The organism is Acidisoma sibiricum (assembly GCF_057837225.1).
In genome coordinates, this window is the sequence record NZ_JBYQFD010000002.1 from 293,008 (window position 1) to 311,180 (window position 18,173).

The following is an 18,173-nucleotide window of genomic DNA, read 5'->3' on the forward strand; positions in this document are numbered from 1 at the left end:
GCGTCCTCAGCCGAGATCGATGAAGACGCGGCCGTCCTCGACTTTGACGGGAAAGGTTTTGAGGTCGATGCAGGCGGGCGCCCCCTTGGCCTTGCCGGTCGGGATATCGAAGCGGCCGTTATGCTTCGGGCATTCGATGATACGGCCCATGACAAGCCCGTCTGCCAGATGAACATTCTCATGCGTGCAGAAGCCGCTGGTGGCGCAAAATTTGTCATCCTCCAGGCGATAGACGGCAAAGCTCTGCCCCGCATGGTCGAAACGAATGACATCTTCCTCGTCGATCGCGTCTTCCGCGCAGGCATCAACCCAAACGACCATGATCTTTCCTCCGGTCTTTTCTTATTGTCGTGTCGGATCAGGCGGGTTGGGCGACGGCTTCGGCCTGCGTCATCTCGGCCCGTTCCGGCAGTTCCCGCCGGACATAGAAATTCGGATCGCGGCGTTGCTTCAGCAAGGCCGGAATGATTTCGGCGTAAGCGGCGATGATGCTGGGATAGGGCTTGGGGCAATCCGCCTTGATCGCCTCATGCAGCGCCGGCAGCGCGTGATAGGGCACCATCGGAAACATGTGGTGTTCGACGTGATAGTTCATGTTCCAATACAGGAAGCGCGAGATCGGGTTCATATAGACGGTGCGGCTGTTGAGCCGGTGGTCGAGCACGTCTTCCGACAGTCCGGCATGCTGGGTGACCCCGTAGATGATCGTGAGAAAGCCGCCATAGAGCGTCGGCAGGCCGATCAGCATGGCCGGAATCCAGCTGTGCAGGGCAATCGACAGGATGGCGACGCCCGCCAGAATGCCGAGATAGAGGCGCGCGATGGCGGTGACCTTGCTCTGTTCCATCTCGGGGATGAAGGTCTTTTCCTCATCCGTCAGCCGGCCGGTGGCATGAAGAGCGAGTTTCTTCATCGCGAAAAAGGTCGATTTCAGCGCAAACAGATTGAGCAGAATGCCGGCGATATCGGGCGGCCGCTTCACCCCGATTTCCGGGTCGCGCCCGACGATGATGGTATCGGTGTGATGCCGGGTATGGCTCCAGCGCCAGACCGTCGGCTCACGCATGATCATGAAACAGGCGATGTGATAAACGGCATCGTTCATCCAGGCCGTCTTGAAGGCGGTGCCATGGCCGCATTCATGCCAGCGCGAGTCCGAGGCGGAGCCATAGAGCACGCCGTAGACGATGAAGAACGGCACCGCGAGCCAGCTGCCCCAGAAATAGATGCCGAAACCCGCACAGACCACCATCAGCCCAAGCCAGATGATGGTATCGCGGATCGCCGGCCCATTCTTGCGGCGCATCAGCTCTTTCATCTGTTTGCGGGGGATCGGATGGGCGTACCAATCGGCGGAGGCAAGGCCGCGCTCCGCGGCGCGGCGCGTCTCTGGTCCGGTCAGGCTGTAATCTCGGCGATCCATCGTCGTCGTCGGCATCAGCGTCCCCCGCCGTTTTTAGGCATTCCTTGGCTATAGCGCAGGCAGCGGAGCGTCACGGCAGCCGCTTTTGATGGTTTTCCATCAATCAGATACTATCGCGCAAAAGCACCTCAAAGGGGCCGTGATGGACCGACGCCGGAACCGCTATGGTCTGGAGGATGTGGCGCGGCGCGCCGGGGTAGGCATCGCCACAGTCGACCGCGTGCTGAACGAGCGTGGCAGCGTCTCCCCTGGTACCGAGCGGCGCGTTTTGGACGCGGCCCGTGAACTTGGGTTGCGGCGCATCCTGCCCGCGCCACATGCGCGGGCGCTGCGCATAGAAGTGATGCTGGCGCGATCCGCCACGCCCTTCATGCACCGCCTTTCCGCCGCCATGGGCCAGGTGGCTGCGACGCTTGACCGTTCCGTTACGGTCATTCGCAGCAGTATCGACATGAGCGATCCGGCCCGGGTCGCGCAGCGCATCACGCATTGCCGGGCCGACGGCATCATCGTCTATTGCGAGGAACATCCCGCCAATGTTGCGGCCATTGCGGCGGCAGAGGCGGCTGGCAGGCCGGTGATCTGCGTGGTGACGGATGTGCCGGATTCGCCGCGGGCCGCCTATGTCGGCATCGACCATACCAAGGCAGGGGGCACCGCGGCCTTCTTTGTGGCCGGCATGGCAAGCGGCCGGGGGACGGCGGCGATCCTGTCCACCAGCATTGGCTTTCGCGCCCATAAGCAGCGGATTGAGGGGTTTAGCCGCGGGCTGGCACGCCATGCGCCCGGCATCGCCCTGGCGCCGGTGATGACGACAGCTGACGACCCGGAACGCGCCTATCATCATGTCATGCAGGCGCTGCGGGAAAGGTCGGATCTGGTGGCGATCTACAATACCGGCGGCGGCAGTGCCGGTGTCGGCCAGGCTCTGCGCGACTGGGGACAGCGCGAGCCGGTGATTTTCGTGGGCCACGAGCTGACCGAGGAAAGTGCGGTGCTGCTGCGGGACGGGCTGATGACCGTGACCATCGATCAGGCCCCGGAATTGCAGGCGCGACGGTCGATCGATCTGATGCTGAGCCGTCTTGGCAGTGGCGCGGATCAGCCGATCGGCGGAGAAATCGCGTTCACGCTGCATACGGTGGAAAATTGCTAATTCGATCCCGGCGCGCCCACGCGCCTAGAGAATTGCGTTCAGAAGACCCGGGAAGAGCGTATCGAGTTCGGCGCGGCGCAGCTCGTTCAGATGCACGGTGCCATCCATTCGCGTTCTGATGACGCCAGCATCCCGCAAAACGCGAAAGTGATGGGACATGCTGGATTTGGGGCGGCCACCATCCAGCTCGCCGCAACTGGCGACGCCTGCCTTATGCAACTGGCGGGCGATGGCGAGGCGCAGCGGATCGCTGAGGGCATAGAGCACCCGCTCCAGCTCGATATCCGATGTCTGAGGATGCCTAAGTCCGCGCATTCGCTCTTGTAGGCCATGCGCCTCAGCTTGCCAATGTTCGATTAAAATGGAACAATAGAAATAATACGGTGGGCGTTCGGTCGCCCGCCTGCCCTATAGATGGAGTAGTTGATGGCCTCGCTGTTCGACCCCCTTACGATCAAGTCGGTGACCCTCAGGAACCGCATCGCGGTTTCTCCGATGTGTCAGTATTCGGCCGATGACGGTGTCATCACCGACTGGCATCACGTGCATCTCACGGGCCTCGCGCGCGGCGGATCGGGCCTTGTCATCGTCGAGGCGACCGCCGTTTCGCCGGAAGGGCGCATCACGCCCGGCTGCGCTGGCATCTGGAGCGACGCCCATGCCGCGGCCTTTGCGCCCACCGTGCGAGCGATGAAGGCAGCTGGCGCCGTGCCCGGCATCCAGATCGCGCATGCCGGCCGCAAGGCCAGCGCCAATCGCCCGTGGGAAGGCGACGACCATATTCTGGCCGGTCAGCCCGGCGCATGGGAGACGATCGCGCCGTCAGCGATCCCGTTCGGCGCCAACCTGCCCAAAGTCCCGCATGCCATGACGCGGGATGACATCGCCCGCGTGCAGGGCGATTTCGTGGCGGCAGCGGAGCGCGCCCGCGATGTCGGGTTCGAGTGGCTCGAACTGCATATGGCCCATGGCTATCTCGGCCAAAGCTTCTGGTCGGCCTATTCCAACCAGCGCGACGACGAATACGGCGGCAACGTCGAAAACCGCGGCCGTTTCATTCTTGAGACGCTGGAGGCGGTGCGCAAGGTCTGGCCGGAGAACCTGCCCTTGACCGCGCGGTTCGGGGTCACTGAGTTTGATGGCAATGACCAGACGCTGGAAGACAGTATCGCGCTGATCCGCCAGATGAAGACCCGCGGTCTGGATCTGATTGATGTCAGCATGGGCTTCTCGACGCCCACGGCCACGATCCCCTGGGGCCCGGCCTTCATGGCGCCGACGGCCGCGCGCATCAAGCATGAGCTGGGTATCGCGACATCGACCAGCTGGTTCATCTCCGATCCGGCCCAGGCGGATGGTCTGGTGCGGGATGACAAGCTGGACCTGGTGATGCTGGGCCGGCCGTTGCTGGAGGACCCGCATTGGCCCTATCGTGCTGCCCGTGCCCTGAATGTGGAGAAGGCGGCCTGGACGCTGCCCGCGCCCTATGCGCATTGGCTTGAGCGCTACCGGCCGGCCTGACAGCGCAGCCCTCGCGCGTGATGCGATCTCCGAGCGATCAGCAAGGTAAATATGGACAGCGACATTTCTAGCCTCTCCAAAACCGCATCGTTGCGCGCGCGCTACGGCGACGACGCGATACCGGCGGCGGGTCCCTGGAACGCCACCCTGGATCTGCTGCTGGCTCATCGGTCCGTGCGGTCCTATCTGGTAAATCCTTTGCCGGAGGGCACGCTGGAGACATTGGTGGCGGCCGCGCAATCGGCTGCGACCTCCTCCAATCTGCAGACGTGGTCAGTGGTGGCCGTGACGGACGTAGAGGCGAAAAGGCAGCTTGCCGCGGTCGCTGGGAACCAGCGCCACATTATGGAATGTCCGCTGTTTCTGGTCTGGCTCGCGGACCTTTCCCGCAACCAGCGCTTGGGAGACGCGGCCGGTGTCACGCTGGAGGCGATACCCTATCTGGAGACATTCTTCGTCGCCGGCGTCGATGCGGCGCTCGCCGCGCAGAATGCCGTGATCGCCGCCGAGTCACTCGGGCTTTCAACGGTCTATATCGGTGCCTTGCGCAATGACCCGGCGCGTGTCGCGGAGATTCTTGGCCTGCCGTCCGGTTCGGCCGGCGTCTTCGGCCTCTGTGTGGGCTATGCCAAACCCGAAAGCGGGGCCGCCGTCAAACCGCGCCTGCCGCAAGCGGTGGTTTTGCACAGGGAGCGGTATAACGCACGCGACGAGGCGCGCCTGATTGCGGATTACGATGCAACAATGACGGTGTTCAGCGCCCGGAACGAAACCGCCCGCACGACCTGGAGCGAGCGCGTGTTCGGACGGATGGCGAAGGTCGCCTCGATGGCCGGCAGAGATCGGCTGCGGACAGTCTTGAACAATCTCGGTTTTGAACTTCGGTAGCCGGCCCAGGTCACGTTGATTGCGCATAACACGTGCGCAATCCAAGTCCTTCACGCCACTTTTGAAAGAAAAGACATGTCAAAAATCGTTCGCTTCCACCGGACGGGTGGTCCTGAGGTTCTGCAGATCGACGACATCGACATCGGTGCGCCCGGACCTGGCGAGGTCCGGCTGCGCGTGCACGCCATCGGACTCAATCGTGCCGAAGCGATGTTCCGCCAGGGCGCCTATCTGGAGGCGCCGGAGCTTCCCTCCAAGCTCGGCTATGAGGCGGCCGGCGAGGTGGAGGCCATCGGCGAGGGTGTGACCGGCTTCGCCGTGGGTGACGTCGTCAGCACCATTCCGGCCTTCTCCATGACGCAATATGGCGTCTATGGCGATGCGGCCATCGTGCCGGTGCACGCGGTGGTAAAGCATCCGACGAACCTCAACTGGTCCGAAGCGGCGTCCATCTGGATGCAGTATCTGACGGCCTGGGGCGCATTGGTGCATAATGGGGCTCTGACCGCGGGAGACGCTGTCATCATCACGGCAGCCTCCAGCAGCGTCGGCATTGCCGCCATCCAGATTGCCAATAGTCTCGGCGCCACGCCGATCGCCACCACCCGGACGAGTGCGAAGCGCGATGCGCTGCTGCAGGCAGGGGCCGCGCATGTCATCGCGACCGAAGAGCAGGATGTGGCGGAAGAAGTGAAGCGCATCACCGGTGGCCGTGGTGCGCGCATTGCCTTTGACCCGGTGTGCGGGCCAGGCGTGGAGGCCTTGGCGGCCGCTCTGGCGGACCAGGGTACCCTGTTCCTGTACGGCGCGCTGGCAAGTGAGCCGACGCCCTTTCCGCTGTTTTCGGCTTTGTCGAAAAATCTCACGCTGCGTGGCTACACACTTTTTTCCGTGACGCGTGATCCCCACCTGCTTGACCTGGGCAAGCGCTTCGTCATCGACGGGATTGCGGCCGGTCACTTCAAGCCGATCATCGCCCGCAGCTTCCCCTTGGCTGAGATCCAGGACGCCCATCGCTATCTGGAATCAAACCAGCAGATTGGCAAAGTCGTCGTCACTATCTGACCCGTGCTGAGGGGCAGGCAGCTGCTCCTCAGTTCCTCGGCGCTCCGTAGAGCAGAGGTTGTCCGGCGACGCGATTTCTGCCCCCTAGTTTCGCCGTATAGAGAGCGCGGTCGGCCCGAACCATCAGCGTGGTAGCAGTGTCGCTGTCCGTGAGCGTCGCCACGCCGATGCTGATGGTGAAGGCTATCCGCTGCCCTTCAGGGGTTTCGACGATGCTGGCGGCCACAGCCTGCCGCAGCTGATCGCAATCCAGAAGCGCATCCTGCTGCCCGACGCCGGGCATCACCAGCCCGAATTCCTCACCCCCAAGGCGCGCGACCAGGTAGTGGGACGGGCAGAACTGCGCGCAAGTTTTGGCAAGGCGCCGCAGCACCTCGTCACCCATGGCGTGACCGTAGGTGTCGTTGACGCGCTTGAAATGGTCAGTATCGAAGATGGCGAAGCTTAGCCTTTGCCGCATCTTCTGAGACTGGGTGATCGCCATCTCAAATTCGGTCATGAAGCGCCGCCTGTTCGCCAAGCCGGTCAATTCGTCAAAATGAGCCAGCCGGAACAATTGGCGTTCAATAGATCGCATCTTGAGAAAATTGCGGACACGCGCAATGAGTTCGACCCTATCTGGCGGCTTGATCAGAAAATCCGTTGCCCCTGCTTCCAACGCTTCATAAAGCGTGTCACGCGCCTCAGTGGCTGTCACCATGATGATGGGGACGGAGGCGCAGTGCGGCAGACTCCGAAACTGCCGGATGAAGGCCGTGCCGTTCATTTCCGGCAATATATAATCCACCAGGACCAGGTCAGGCGGCCGATCAGCGATCAGGGGCAGAGCCCGTGCAGCCGAACTGCACCGCCGCACATCGACGCCTTCGATCTCTCTGACCATGGAGGACAACAGCACGAGCGTGGTGGGGCTGTCGTCTATGATCATAACATCGAAACGCTCCAAAGCGGCCGCCCCTTCAAACATGCGGCTCTTCTAGCGGCATCGCCAAGTCTGAGAAACCAAGATTTTGCCTCAGGTTCGCGGGGCTGGTGGTCTTTTTATGGGCACGGTGCTCGCGGCCGGTTGCACCCCAATACCGCTGCAAGTGCGTCGTAGAGGCAAACCGTTTCGATGATCCAAGTGGCATGGAATTTGACAAAGCAACAATCGCTTAGCTTTGGCTTGGCCTGATCCATTGTTGCTCCTGGACTATGCCTCGCCCCACCGCTATGAATTTCTCGACGGAATGTGGACCAGTTGCGCGCGGTCGGCATGGGTCGCGCCGGTATGCCGTCTCATGTCGCGGTTCGTGACGAAAGTGTCATTTGTAGTCAGCAGACGAAGCTCGCACATCTCGATCATGGTGAATGCTTATATCAATCGGATCGCGACCGCTGTGCCCCCGCATGACGTGCATGGGGCTTTTGTCCGCTTTACCCAGAACGGCTGGCCTGAGGGGAAAGCCAAGGCTGTTTTCAGCCGTCTGGCGCAAAGATCGGGGATCGACCACCGCTATTCGGTGCTCGCACCGGAGGGGTTGGTGGAAGCCGATGACACGGCGCCGGGCGTCTACCGCCGCGGCGCCTTCCCCAGCACGGCGGCCCGCATGCGGCTGTATGAGCAGCATGCGCCGGACCTGGCGCTGCAGGCCCTGGCAGACCTGGATATGGACGGCGAGGCCGACCGGGTGACGCATCTGGTCGTCGCCTCCTGCACCGGGTTCATGGCGCCTGGATTGGATCAGCTCATCGCCAAGCGTCTGGGATTGCCCGCCCATGTGCAACGCACGCTGGTGGGCTTCATGGGATGCTCGGCGGCGGTACCCGCCTTGCGTATCGCTCAGGCGGCGGTGCTGGCTGACCCGGCCGCCCGTGTCCTGGTGGTTAATCTCGAACTCTGCACGCTGCATATGCAGGAGACCCAGGATATCGAGGTCGCGCTGTCCTTCCTGATCTTTGGCGATGGCTGCGCCGCCTGCCTGGTGAGCGCCGACCCGCATGGCATTCAGCTCGGCGATTTCCGCACCACCGTGCTGCCGGACAGCGAAGATCTGATCACCTGGCATATCGGCGACCAGGGTTTCGTGATGCATCTGTCCGGCCAGGTGCCGGCGCGCATCACCCGCGCCTTACGGGAGAATACCGGCGATCTGCTGCGCGGCGAGGGGACACAGGCGATTGACCTTTGGGCTGTGCATGGCGGCGGACGGACCATTCTGGACGCTGTCCAGACCGGGCTGAACCTGCCGCCCGAAGCCTTGGAAACCTCTCGCGGTGTGCTGGCGGCACATGGCAATATGTCCTCTGCCACCATCATGTTCGTGATGAAGCAGATGCTAAGCACAGCGGCAGAGGGTCAGCGCGGCCTTGCCATGGCCTTCGGCCCCGGCATGGCGGTGGAGACGATCCGCTTTCAGAAGGCGGCCTGATGAGCCTGCGGCTGCGTTCGGATGCGGACGAAGTGATGGACGCGCCGGACCTGGATGCTGCGGTCTATGCCCGCTGCCTGACGGATCTGGCATCCGTCAACCGGGTAACCTCGGCGCATAAGGCAGCGCTCACCTGGCTGCGGCAACAGACTGCGCAGCTTCCGCCGGGATCTGTCTTCTCCGTGCTGGATGTGGCCTATGGGCAAGGCGATTTGCTGCGCGCCATTGCGCGCATGGCGGCGCAATCCGGCCTGAAAGCGGACCTGACGGGAATAGACCTCAATCCGCGCAGCGCCGAGGTGGCGCGCGCGACGCCCTCGCCGGGCGCCGACATCACCTATCTGACCGGCGATGTCTTTCTGTTTGACCCCCCAGCACCATTCGATTTCGTCGTCACCTCGCAATTCACCCATCACCTCTCGGATGACGTGGTTGTGCGGCTGATGACCTGGATGGAGGCGCATGCCCGCCGGGGCTGGTATATCGCCGACCTCCATCGCCATTGGTTCCCCTATTACGGGTTTCGCTGGCTGGCGCGGCTGGCCGGCTGGCATGAGATTGTGCGGCGTGACGGCACGGTCTCGATTGCACGCGGTTTCACGGGCGCGGAATGGCGGACATTGGCGGCGAGGGCGGATGTGCCGGCTGCGGTGCGCTGGCACTGGCTGTTCCGCCACGGCATCAGCCGGAGCAAGGGATGACCGAGCCGCCTATCCTGATCGCCGGCGGCGGCCTGGCGGGTGCGGCGGCGGCCGCTCTCCTCGCCCGCGCCGGGCGGGCCGTAACCCTGGTGGAGCGTAGCACCGGCCCCGCGGATAAGATCTGCGGCGAATTCCTCAGCAGCGAAGCCGTGTCCTTCCTGGCGGATCTGGGTCTCGATGTTCGCGCCCTGGGGGGACACCCGATCGACCATGTCCGGCTGGTGCGCGGATCGCAGGCGGTGACCGCGGCCTTGCCCTTTACCGGCATTGGCCTCTCTCGCCTGGTGCTGGACGAGGCGCTGCTGCGCCATGCCGAAGCCTGCGGCGCCCGGGTGCGGCGGGGGTCTAGCGTCCAGAGCGTGGAGGTGGGGGCAGATCATGTCCGCCTGACACTGGACGGCAGTGAGGCGCTGCAGGGGCGTGTTCTTCTTCTCGCGACCGGCAAGCATGAATTGCGCGGCATGCCGCGTGAGGAAGCGCCCGTGAACGGCCTGATCGGCCTCAAGATGTATTTTCAACTTCAGCCCGGACCCCGCGCCTCTTTGGCGGGGCATGTCGAACTGCTCCTGTTTCCCGGCGGCTATGCCGGGCTGCAGATGGTGGAAGGCGATCGGGCCAATCTATGCCTACTGGTGGAAAAGGCGCATTTTCGGCAGCTCGGCGGCTGGGATGGTGTGCTCGGCTTTCTGTGTGAGACCTCGCCGTATCTGGCGGCGCGGCTGGCGGGGGCGACGCCCCTGCTGGGCGCGCCGCTTGCCATTGCCCGCATCCCGTACGGCTTCGTGCATCGGGCAGCGGGGCCAGATCATGTCTACCGGATCGGCGATCAGGCCGGTGTCATTGCCTCCTTTACCGGAGACGGTATGGCGATCGCACTGCATAGTGCCGGCCGCGCGGCCGCGGCGGTGCTGCGGGGCGAGGGGGCCGGCGCCTATCACCAGGCCCTGGCGCGTGATCTGACCCGGCAGATCCGGCGCGCCGACCGGCTGTACCGGCTGGCTGCACGGCCGGCGACGCAGAGGGTTCTGCTGGCAGGCGCCCGGCTCTGGCCTGGGGGCTTGGCCCTGGCGGCGCGGGCGACCCGTGTGGCTGAGACGACCGCACCGCGTTAGTCGGCCCGCCGCCTAACGCGGTGGATCAGGTGGCGACCATGATTTTGAGATGCTCGCCGGATGGGTTGAGCAGCGCCTCAAACCCGTCGCGCACCACATCGGCGGCGTCGATGGTCGCGGTCACGACACGCTCCACGGGGAAGATGCCGGCGGCGATCATGCTGGCGATGCGCGGCCAGATTTGAACCGGATAGCACCAGGTCGCCTCGATGCTGATGTCCTTCAAAGCCCAGAGCATAGGCTCCACGGACGCTGACCGGACATGCAGCCCGGCCTGGACCACCACGCCTTGCCGGCGCACGGCTTTAACGCAGGCATTCAGCGATCCCTCATGGCCGACGCATTCGAGCGCCGTATCCACGCCGACGCCGCTTTCGGTGTGAGCCCGCACGATAGCGACGAGATCGTCGCTGCGCGGATCGATGGGAATGACGCCGGGCACAATCTCCTGCGCTTTGCGTAGGCGGTTTGGATTGGGCTCGGACACGAAGAGCGTGCTGGCACCCGCTGCTCTGGCCGCCAGAAGGGTGAGGGCGCCGATCGGTCCGGCGCCGGAGACGAGTACGGAGGAACCAGCCTGCACGCGGCCACGGTCCACCGCATAGACAGCGACGGCTGCCGGCTCGATCAAAGCGGCCTGGACGTCGGTCAGCGAGGCGGGCACGGGGACGACATTGGCCGCGTCCAGCACCGCCTTCTCGCCCATGCCGCCCCAGGGATGGGAGAGGCCGATGACGCCAAGCTTTTCGCTGAGATGCAGCAGGCCGCGACGGACATAGTAATCATCCGCGGGGGCAAGCAGCGGCTGGATGGATACGAGGTCACCTATCTTCACATGGGTGACCGCGGAGCCGGTTGCGAGAACACGGCCTGAGAATTCGTGGCCGAGGATTTGCGGCAGCGTGGCGCCCGTCAATGCGTTCCGCTCCACCGGTGTCACGATGGGGCCCGCGATAAACTCATGCAGATCCGTGCCGCAGATTCCACACAAAGCGGGTGCGACAAGAACCTGGCTATCGCCGAGCGCGTCTGAGGGTTCGGGGACATCTTCGACGCGAATATCGCGTTTGGTGTAGAAGCGGACGGCACGCATGGTTGGGTCTCCTGATTGGTGCGGCATCAACAGCGTTACTGAGCCGTGTAGCCGCCATCGCAGGCCAGGCTGGCGCCGGTCACGAACCGCGCTTCATCCGAGGCCAGAAACAGCACGCAATTGGCGACATCCACCGGCTCGCCCAGGGTGAGAGGATGCTTCGCCTTCATCATGTCCAGATAATGCTCAAGCCCGCCCGGATAGGTCTCCCCCGCCTTCATGAAAAGCGGCGTCTTGGTCGAACCGGGATGGACGCAATTCACCCGAATGCCATAGCGCGCATAGCAGATGGCATCGGTTTTGGTCATCAGCAGCACCGCGCCCTTGGTCGCGTGATAGGGCGGCAGATCATCATTGCCGATGAGGCCGTAGATTGAAGAGAAGTTGACGATGGCGCCGCTTTTGGCCGCCACCATATGCTTCAGCACATGTTTGGAGCAGAGGAAGACGCCGCGGACATTGACGGCAAAGACTGCCTCGAATTCATCGACGCTCAGCTCATGGGTGAATTTATTGGCCCCCGGAATGGCGGCGTTATTGACGAGCACATCGATGCGGCCCCACCGGTCGATGACCTTTTGCACGGCAGCCGACACGCTCTGCTCGTCCCGCACGTCGACGTGAAAAGCCTCCGCTTCCGCGCCCCGGGCGCGCAGGGCTTCGGCGGTTGTTTGGCCGTTCTGCTCACTGATTTCAAAGACGGCGACGCGCGCGCCCTCCTCAGCAAAGCGACGGCAGGTCGCTTCGCCAATGCCCGTTCCGCCGCCTGTGATGATGGCGATTTTGTCCTGCAAGCGGCCCATTCTATCCTCCCTCGTCTTTTTGCTTAGCTGCGGTTATCCATCCGCTTGAGGAAGGGGTGAATGGACACCCTTTCCCAGATTCCGGCCTTTTTGAAGGGGTCGGCGTCGTGGAAGGCCTGCACGTCCTGCTGCGTCTCGGCATCGACCAGGAATAGGCTGCCGATCATCGTCTCATGATCCGGCGCCAGCAAGGGGCCGGAGACGAGGATGCGGACCGGGGCGGCCCCGAGATAGGCCTTATGGGCCTCGTAATTCGCCAGGCGGTCCTGCACGGCGCCCGCCTTGTCCAGGCAATGGATGATGAAATGCATGTTTGGCTCCAGCCAATCAGGTGATGGAATAACCGGCATCGACCATCAGCAGATGGCCATTGATGCCGGACGCGGCATCCGAACTCAAAAACGCCACGGCGCTGGCAATCTCTTGCTTCCGCAACAGACGGCCACCGGGCATGTCTTCCAGCCATATTTTCATGACCTCTGGCCGCGTGCGCCCGACCTCGGCCAGCATATCGGTATCGGTATAGCCAGGGCCCACGGCATTCACGCGCACACCGTGTTTGCCCCATTCGATGCCGAGCACGCGGGCCATATGGGCGACGCCGGCCTTGGCCACGTCGTAGCCGACATGGTGTTCAGGCCGCACCACTTTGACGCCAGCGATGGAAGAGGTGAGGACGATCGATCCGCGACCCCGCGCCAGCATCGGCCGGGCGAAGGCGCGGGCGCTGTAGAAACTGCCGTCGAGATTGACCGACAGCGCCTGCCGCCACTGCGCGTCACTATGATCGATGGCGGCGCATTCGTAGCTCATACCGGCATTGGCGGCGAGGATATCGATCCAGCCATGGCGGCTGACAACGGTGTTTGCGGCGGCTTCGAGAGAGGCGGAATCCGTGACATCAAGGGTCAGCCAGGAACTGCGCTTGCCGCCGGGGTCGAGCTGCGCCGCCGTCTCAGCCACGGCGTCCGTCCGGTCGGCCAGCACCACCGTGGCGCCGAGGGCCAGAAAATATTCCGCAATGGTCGCGCCGATACCGCGCTGCGCGCCGGTGACGACCGCCACGCGGCCTTCCAGGCTATAGAGGCTTAGATCGCTCATCATCGTGACCCCGGTCTGGATTAGCGTCGCACATAGCAGGCGGCGGCAAGGACGATGACGACGCCTTTGAGGATGATCTGAAACTGGATCGGCAGGCCGATCAGCAAGACGACATTGGAGGCAAGCATCAGCACGGCGGCACCCGCCAGGGTGCCGGGAATGGTGCCGCGACCGCCCGACAGGGCGGCGCCCCCGATGACGGCGGCCACGATACTGTCAAGCTCGAAGCCGCGGCCGACCTGATTGTCGACGATTTCGGCATAGCCGCCGAGCACGATGCCGGCGATGGCGGCCAGAATGCCGGAGGCGACATAGGCCCCGATGACGATCGTATCAACGCGGTAGCCCAGCAGCTGCGCGGTGACGCGATTGCCCCCGACGATCATGAAGCGCCGGCCGAGCAGGGTGCGATGAACAATCAGGCCGACAATAATTGCCAGAACGACCAGAACGGCGAGATTGACGGGGATGCCATGCCAGGTCCCGGAGCCCACGATGCGGATGAGATGCGGCATGCCGCCGGAGGGCGCGCCCTTTGTCCAGGCGAAGCGCAGGCCTTGCAGCACGATCATGCTGGCGAGGGTGGCCAGAAAGGGCGAGACCTGCCGTTTCGTCACCAGCAAACCGTTCACCAGCCCGGTGGCGGCGCCAATGAGGATAGCGACGAGGACGATGGCCAGCACGTCGATAGGGCGGCCGCCGAAACTGGTGCCGACAACGGCGGCGGTCGCCATGACGGACGCGACCGAAAGGTCTAGCCCACCGGTCATGATGACCAGCGCCTGGCCGATGGTCACGATCGCGAGCGGCACGGCTTGAAGAACCAGATTCGAGAGGTTTTCGCCGCTCAGGAAGGACGGCGCGATGGCGCCGGAAATGAGGAGGAGCACCAGGAGAAAGACGAAGATACCGTATTGGCTGATAAACCGCATGGCGCGCCCTAGGCTGCGGCCGGATTTTGGCGTCACATCCATGCTGCCCGGAATGATCTCCGCTTTCATACGATCCTCCGGCGCTCGCGGTAGACCGAGACGGCGAGCATGATGATCAATCCCTGCACGACAAGCTGAACTTCCGACGAGACATGCAGGAAATTGAGAAAGTTGTTGAGCAGCGCGATGAGATAGGCGCCGAGCAGGGTGCCGATGACCCCACCGCGTCCGCCGCTCAGCATGGTGCCGCCGACAACGACCGGGGTGACCGAGGCGAGCGTGTATCCGGCGCCAGCATAGGGCTGGCCGGTGCCGAAACGGGCGACGAGGTAGATCGCCGTCACGGCACAGAACAGGCCTGAGAGGGCGTAGACCAGAATGACCGTGCGCCGCACGGGCAGGCCGAGCAGGATGGCCGCCGGCCGGTCATCGCCGATCGCGTAGATGTAGCGACCGGTCGTCGTGCGTCGCAGCAGCAGGCTGGCCAGCAGATATACAGCGACGACGATCGTGGCGCCGACGGAAATATCGTAGACGCGGCCATAGGCGAGGTAATCAAAGCCATCCGGCACGCCGCCCGCGGGCGCCAAAGTATAAAGCAGCGCCGCGCCTTGCAGGATGGCCCCCATGCCGAGGGTCACGATCAGCGGATGCACCCGCAGCACGACGATGCCGAGCCCGTTGATGACGCCGATGACAAGCCCGAGCAGAATGACCCCGGCACAGACGGGGATCACCATATCGCCATTGCTATTGATCAATCCTGAGGTCAGCACCGACAGCAGGCTGATCATGGACCCGACCGAGAGGTCGATGCCGCCTGTGAGGATGGCGAGGGTTTGGCCCAGTGATACCAGAGCCAGATCGGTCGACTGCTCATAGATGTTGAAAAAGTTGTTCGCCCGGCCGAAGCGGTTGGTGATGGCGCAGCCCAGCACGATGATCGCAAAAATGAGCACCACGACGATGCCGAGGCGGATGACCTCTTCCGGCACGCGGAAGCGGCGCTTGGGTGGGGCAGAGGGAAGGGTGGTTGCACTCATGCCGATCTTCCTCAGGCCGCCTGGCGGTCGTGTGTTGCAAGATCCATCACGGCTTCTTCCGAAATAGCCTCGCTTTCGATCACCCCGGTGATGGCACCTTCGCGCATGACATAGACACGGTCGGACATGCCGACAATTTCCGGGAGTTCCGAACTGATCATCAGGATTGCGATGCCCTGTGCCGTCAGGCTGCGCATGATGCGATAGATTTCCGTGCGGGCGCCGACATCGACGCCGCGCGTCGGCTCATCCAGGATGAGCACGCGGCGGCAGGCGCGCGCCCATCGCGCCAGCAATACCTTCTGCTGATTGCCGCCGGACATGGTGGCGACCGGTGTGCCCGGGCCGCGGCAGGCGATCTGATAGGAGGCGATATCCTCAAGTGCGAGATCCCGCTCGCGCTCCGTATCCAGGAAGCCGCCTTTGTTGAGGCTGCCGAGGCTGGCTGCGGTGATATTGGCACCGACAGTCTGCAGCATCGCAAGACCCTGGCCTTTGCGGTCTTCGGTCACGAAACCAATGCCGAGGTCGATCGACCGCGCGGGCGTCATGCTGCGGAAGGTCTGGCCGGCAATGGTGACGCTGCCCGAGTCCATCGGCAAACCACCGAAGATCGCCATAGCGAGTTCGGACCGGCCGGACCCCACCATGCCCGCGAGGCCGGTGATGAGTCCTGCCCGCAGTTCGAGGCTGCAGCCGCGCACACGGTTGCCCAGGCGAATGTCGCTTGCCGTCAGCACCACTTCGGGCGCAGCCGTCACCGCCGTCGCGTCCCGGGCTGGAAAAAGATGGCTGAGATCGCGCCCGACCATCAGCGTGATCAAGGCATCGCGGGTGACCTCGCCGATGGTGCGGGTGGCGATCCATCGCCCGTCCTTGATGACCGTCAGGCGATCACAGAGCTGGAAGATCTCCTCAAGACGATGCGAAATATAGATGATGGCAACGCCTTCGTCGCGCAAGGTGCGGAGCCGGTCGAACAGCAGTTCGACTTCGCGGCCTGCAATAACCGCGGTCGGCTCATCCAGGATAAGGACTTTGGGCCTGTCGATCATGGCCTTGGCGATTTCGACCATCTGCTGATCGGCGACCGTGAGGCCACTGACCGGCTGGCGCACATCCATGGTGACGCCAAGCCGGGCCAGAATTTCTGCCGCGCGCCGTTCCGCCCCGCGATGATCGATCAGGCCAAGCCGGGTGCGCGGCATGCGCCCGAGAAAAACGTTCTCCGCCACTGACATATGCGGAAAGAGAACGAATTCCTGGTAGATGACATGGATGCCCGCGGCCTTGGCCTGCGCCGGGCCCTGCCAGTGTACGGTTTGGCCGTTGAGCTGGATTTCGCCACTATCCGCCGCCTGCACCCCCGCGATGATCTTCGTGAGAGTCGATTTGCCGGCGCCGTTTTCACCCACGAGCGCGTGGATTTCACCCGCGCGCACGTCCAGATCAACCCCGGCGAGCGCTTGCACGCCGGGGAAGGCCTTATGGATGCCCGTAACCGAGAGCATGATCGGTCTCAGTGCGGATATTGGATATGCGCCGTCGTCGGGTCGTAATCCGCTCCCAGATCATTCGAGATGAGGTAGTTGGACGGCTTGTTGGGCAGCGCCAGGGAGGCGAAGGGCACATCGCCTTTGATGGATGCCGTTTCATCGCCTTCGGTCACGGCGATCTGCGAGTTCACTGTGTAGGTGGCAGGAACCGCGGCGCCGTTGAGGATATTCACGGCAACGCCGATGGCCGTCCGGTATTGTGCCGGCGGATCGCTGATCTCGAGCATCGGGATCTTGTATTTCAGTGCCAGCACAAGCGGACCGTTCACGTCGGCTGTCGTATGCATCGGGATTTCTCCCGCCTTGAAGCCGGCTTCGACAAACGCTTCGATGGAACCCGGGACCTGCAGGCCGTGGGCCGACCAGACCGCATCGATCTTGCGGCCATATTTGGCAATAACGGCCTGCATCACCTGCTTGCCCTTCACGGGGCTCCAATCCGAATAGACCGTGTCGAGAATATTGATGTCAGGATGTTGGGCGAAGATTTCTTTCGCCGGACCCATGCGGTTCTCGCTGGGGCTGGAACCCGCCTGACCACCGAGAAGCACGATATTGCCCTTGCCGTTCAGCTTCTCCACGATCCACTGCGCCCAAAGGCGACCCATCATCGGATCGGAGGCATTCACGAAGGTGACGAAATGATCGGAGGTAATACGGCGATCCAGCATCATGACGGGAATGCCCTGCCGCATGACGCGGGTAACCACCGGATCGAGCGCCTTTTCGGTATTGGCGCTGACGATCAGCAGATCGACGCCCTGGGAGGCGAGATCCTGAACGTCCGACACCTGCTTTGCGTCATCATGTCCGGCATCAGTGATGATCAGCTTGCTGATGACATTCTTGTGGTCTTCCGCGCCCTGCTTCAGCTCGTCCAGGGCAACGACGCGCCAGCTGTCACCCAGGCCGGCATTGGAGAAGCCGATGACATAGGGGGGCGCTTTTTTATATTTGCTCGTATCATTGATTTTCGTGACGAGCGCGGGATTGAAAAGCTCCGTGCGCGGCGCGCCCTGATAGCCCGCGGGACTGGGGGCTGCTGCTGCGCGCGCCGGCTTCGCTTCGCCAGTGATGAGGGCAGCACCGCCCGCGGCCACGGCGCCTGCGATGGCCATGCGACGGCCGAGCTTAACCTTGGTCAGCTTGTTATCCATTGTCGCTCCCTTTTCACGGCCTTTGTTGGCCGATGTATTCTTTTTGATCCAGAAAGGCTCTGAAAAAAGGCTCCGTCGAACCTTACTGATCTTAACCTACGGGCCAGGATCGATTTGGCTAGCCAGAATTTGTTCAAAATGGACATTTTTGGCCTCGCCTCGGTCTCAGCAACGGACCTATCCTCGGTTCAAGAAAAAGCCGCATCGCCGA

At 63.1% G+C, this 18,173-nt stretch carries 19 protein-coding genes; 7 read left to right on the forward strand and 12 right to left on the reverse strand.

Features of this window, described 5'->3' with window-relative positions; all coding sequences use genetic code 11:
- Positions 1-6: 6 nt before the first annotated feature.
- Both AC3G7M_RS19740 and AC3G7M_RS19745 read right to left on the reverse strand, forming a co-directional pair.
- Positions 7-321 carry a MocE family 2Fe-2S type ferredoxin gene (locus AC3G7M_RS19740; RefSeq protein ID WP_489216202.1) on the reverse strand — a complete coding sequence of 105 codons (315 nt, stop codon included), beginning with the start codon at positions 319-321 and terminating at the stop codon, positions 7-9.
- A gap of 37 nt (positions 322-358) precedes the next feature.
- A complete protein-coding gene (locus tag AC3G7M_RS19745; RefSeq protein WP_489216204.1) occupies positions 359-1,438 on the reverse strand; it encodes a fatty acid desaturase family protein in 1,080 nt (359 codons plus the stop codon).
- A gap of 127 nt (positions 1,439-1,565) precedes the next feature.
- On the opposite strand from AC3G7M_RS19745, the gene AC3G7M_RS19750 reads away from it, so the two are divergent.
- On the forward strand, positions 1,566-2,579 hold the full coding sequence (locus AC3G7M_RS19750) for a LacI family DNA-binding transcriptional regulator (RefSeq protein ID WP_489216205.1): 1,014 nt from the start codon (positions 1,566-1,568) through the stop codon (positions 2,577-2,579).
- A gap of 24 nt (positions 2,580-2,603) precedes the next feature.
- On the opposite strand, the gene AC3G7M_RS19755 is transcribed toward AC3G7M_RS19750, so the two are convergent.
- Entirely contained in the window at positions 2,604-2,894 is a 291-nt protein-coding gene (locus AC3G7M_RS19755; RefSeq protein WP_489216207.1) for an ArsR/SmtB family transcription factor, read from the reverse strand.
- 111 nt (positions 2,895-3,005) lie between these two features.
- On the opposite strand from AC3G7M_RS19755, the gene AC3G7M_RS19760 reads away from it, so the two are divergent.
- From AC3G7M_RS19760 to AC3G7M_RS19770, 3 genes are all read left to right on the forward strand, one after another.
- The gene (locus AC3G7M_RS19760; protein ID WP_489216209.1) at positions 3,006-4,100 is read left to right on the forward strand and encodes an NADH:flavin oxidoreductase/NADH oxidase; all 1,095 of its coding nucleotides are present in this window, start codon (positions 3,006-3,008) and stop codon (positions 4,098-4,100) included.
- Positions 4,101-4,151: 51 nt separating this feature from the next.
- The gene (locus AC3G7M_RS19765) at positions 4,152-4,988 is read left to right on the forward strand and encodes an NADPH-dependent oxidoreductase (RefSeq protein ID WP_489216211.1); all 837 of its coding nucleotides are present in this window, start codon (positions 4,152-4,154) and stop codon (positions 4,986-4,988) included.
- A 75-nt stretch (positions 4,989-5,063) separates the two neighbouring features.
- Positions 5,064-6,053 carry a zinc-dependent alcohol dehydrogenase family protein gene (locus tag AC3G7M_RS19770; protein WP_489216213.1) on the forward strand — a complete coding sequence of 330 codons (990 nt, stop codon included), beginning with the start codon at positions 5,064-5,066 and terminating at the stop codon, positions 6,051-6,053.
- A gap of 28 nt (positions 6,054-6,081) precedes the next feature.
- Here AC3G7M_RS19770 and AC3G7M_RS19775 read toward each other — a convergent pair whose 3' ends face one another.
- The gene (locus AC3G7M_RS19775; protein ID WP_489216215.1) at positions 6,082-6,999 is read right to left on the reverse strand and encodes a diguanylate cyclase; all 918 of its coding nucleotides are present in this window, start codon (positions 6,997-6,999) and stop codon (positions 6,082-6,084) included.
- Between the two features lie 397 nt (positions 7,000-7,396).
- Between AC3G7M_RS19775 and AC3G7M_RS19780 the strand changes: the two genes are divergently transcribed.
- The 3 genes from AC3G7M_RS19780 to AC3G7M_RS19790 are packed head-to-tail and all read left to right on the forward strand — an operon-like array spanning position 7,397 to position 10,277.
- Entirely contained in the window at positions 7,397-8,464 is a 1,068-nt protein-coding gene (locus AC3G7M_RS19780; protein ID WP_489216217.1) for a type III polyketide synthase, read from the forward strand.
- Positions 8,464-9,165 (forward strand): methyltransferase domain-containing protein, encoded by a 702-nt coding sequence (locus tag AC3G7M_RS19785; protein WP_489216219.1) that lies wholly within the window; start codon positions 8,464-8,466, stop codon positions 9,163-9,165. The genes AC3G7M_RS19780 and AC3G7M_RS19785 overlap by 1 nt, the downstream gene beginning before the upstream one ends.
- Complete coding sequence (locus tag AC3G7M_RS19790; protein ID WP_489216221.1) at positions 9,162-10,277, forward strand: NAD(P)/FAD-dependent oxidoreductase; 1,116 nt, start codon at positions 9,162-9,164, stop codon at positions 10,275-10,277. Before AC3G7M_RS19785 ends, AC3G7M_RS19790 begins: the two co-directional genes overlap by 4 nt.
- A 25-nt stretch (positions 10,278-10,302) precedes the next feature.
- Here AC3G7M_RS19790 and AC3G7M_RS19795 read toward each other — a convergent pair whose 3' ends face one another.
- Genes AC3G7M_RS19795 through AC3G7M_RS19830 form a run of 8 tightly spaced genes read right to left on the reverse strand, consistent with a single transcriptional unit; the run spans position 10,303 to position 17,962 of the window.
- Positions 10,303-11,370, reverse strand: coding sequence for an alcohol dehydrogenase catalytic domain-containing protein (locus tag AC3G7M_RS19795; protein WP_489216223.1), 1,068 nt, complete (start codon positions 11,368-11,370; stop codon positions 10,303-10,305).
- A gap of 35 nt (positions 11,371-11,405) precedes the next feature.
- A complete protein-coding gene (locus AC3G7M_RS19800) occupies positions 11,406-12,173 on the reverse strand; it encodes an SDR family NAD(P)-dependent oxidoreductase (protein WP_489216225.1) in 768 nt (255 codons plus the stop codon).
- A gap of 23 nt (positions 12,174-12,196) precedes the next feature.
- The gene (locus AC3G7M_RS19805) at positions 12,197-12,484 is read right to left on the reverse strand and encodes a YciI family protein (RefSeq protein ID WP_489216227.1); all 288 of its coding nucleotides are present in this window, start codon (positions 12,482-12,484) and stop codon (positions 12,197-12,199) included.
- Between the two features lie 16 nt (positions 12,485-12,500).
- On the reverse strand, positions 12,501-13,277 hold the full coding sequence (locus tag AC3G7M_RS19810; protein WP_489216229.1) for an SDR family NAD(P)-dependent oxidoreductase: 777 nt from the start codon (positions 13,275-13,277) through the stop codon (positions 12,501-12,503).
- A 17-nt stretch (positions 13,278-13,294) separates the two neighbouring features.
- Positions 13,295-14,275: an ABC transporter permease gene (locus tag AC3G7M_RS19815; RefSeq protein WP_489216231.1), complete on the reverse strand. Its 981-nt coding sequence runs from the start codon at positions 14,273-14,275 to the stop codon at positions 13,295-13,297.
- The gene (locus AC3G7M_RS19820; protein WP_489216233.1) at positions 14,272-15,249 is read right to left on the reverse strand and encodes an ABC transporter permease; all 978 of its coding nucleotides are present in this window, start codon (positions 15,247-15,249) and stop codon (positions 14,272-14,274) included. Before AC3G7M_RS19820 ends, AC3G7M_RS19815 begins: the two co-directional genes overlap by 4 nt.
- A gap of 11 nt (positions 15,250-15,260) precedes the next feature.
- The gene (locus tag AC3G7M_RS19825; protein WP_489216235.1) at positions 15,261-16,760 is read right to left on the reverse strand and encodes a sugar ABC transporter ATP-binding protein; all 1,500 of its coding nucleotides are present in this window, start codon (positions 16,758-16,760) and stop codon (positions 15,261-15,263) included.
- A gap of 8 nt (positions 16,761-16,768) precedes the next feature.
- Entirely contained in the window at positions 16,769-17,962 is a 1,194-nt protein-coding gene (locus tag AC3G7M_RS19830; protein ID WP_489216237.1) for an ABC transporter substrate-binding protein, read from the reverse strand.
- Positions 17,963-18,173 lie beyond the last annotated feature (211 nt).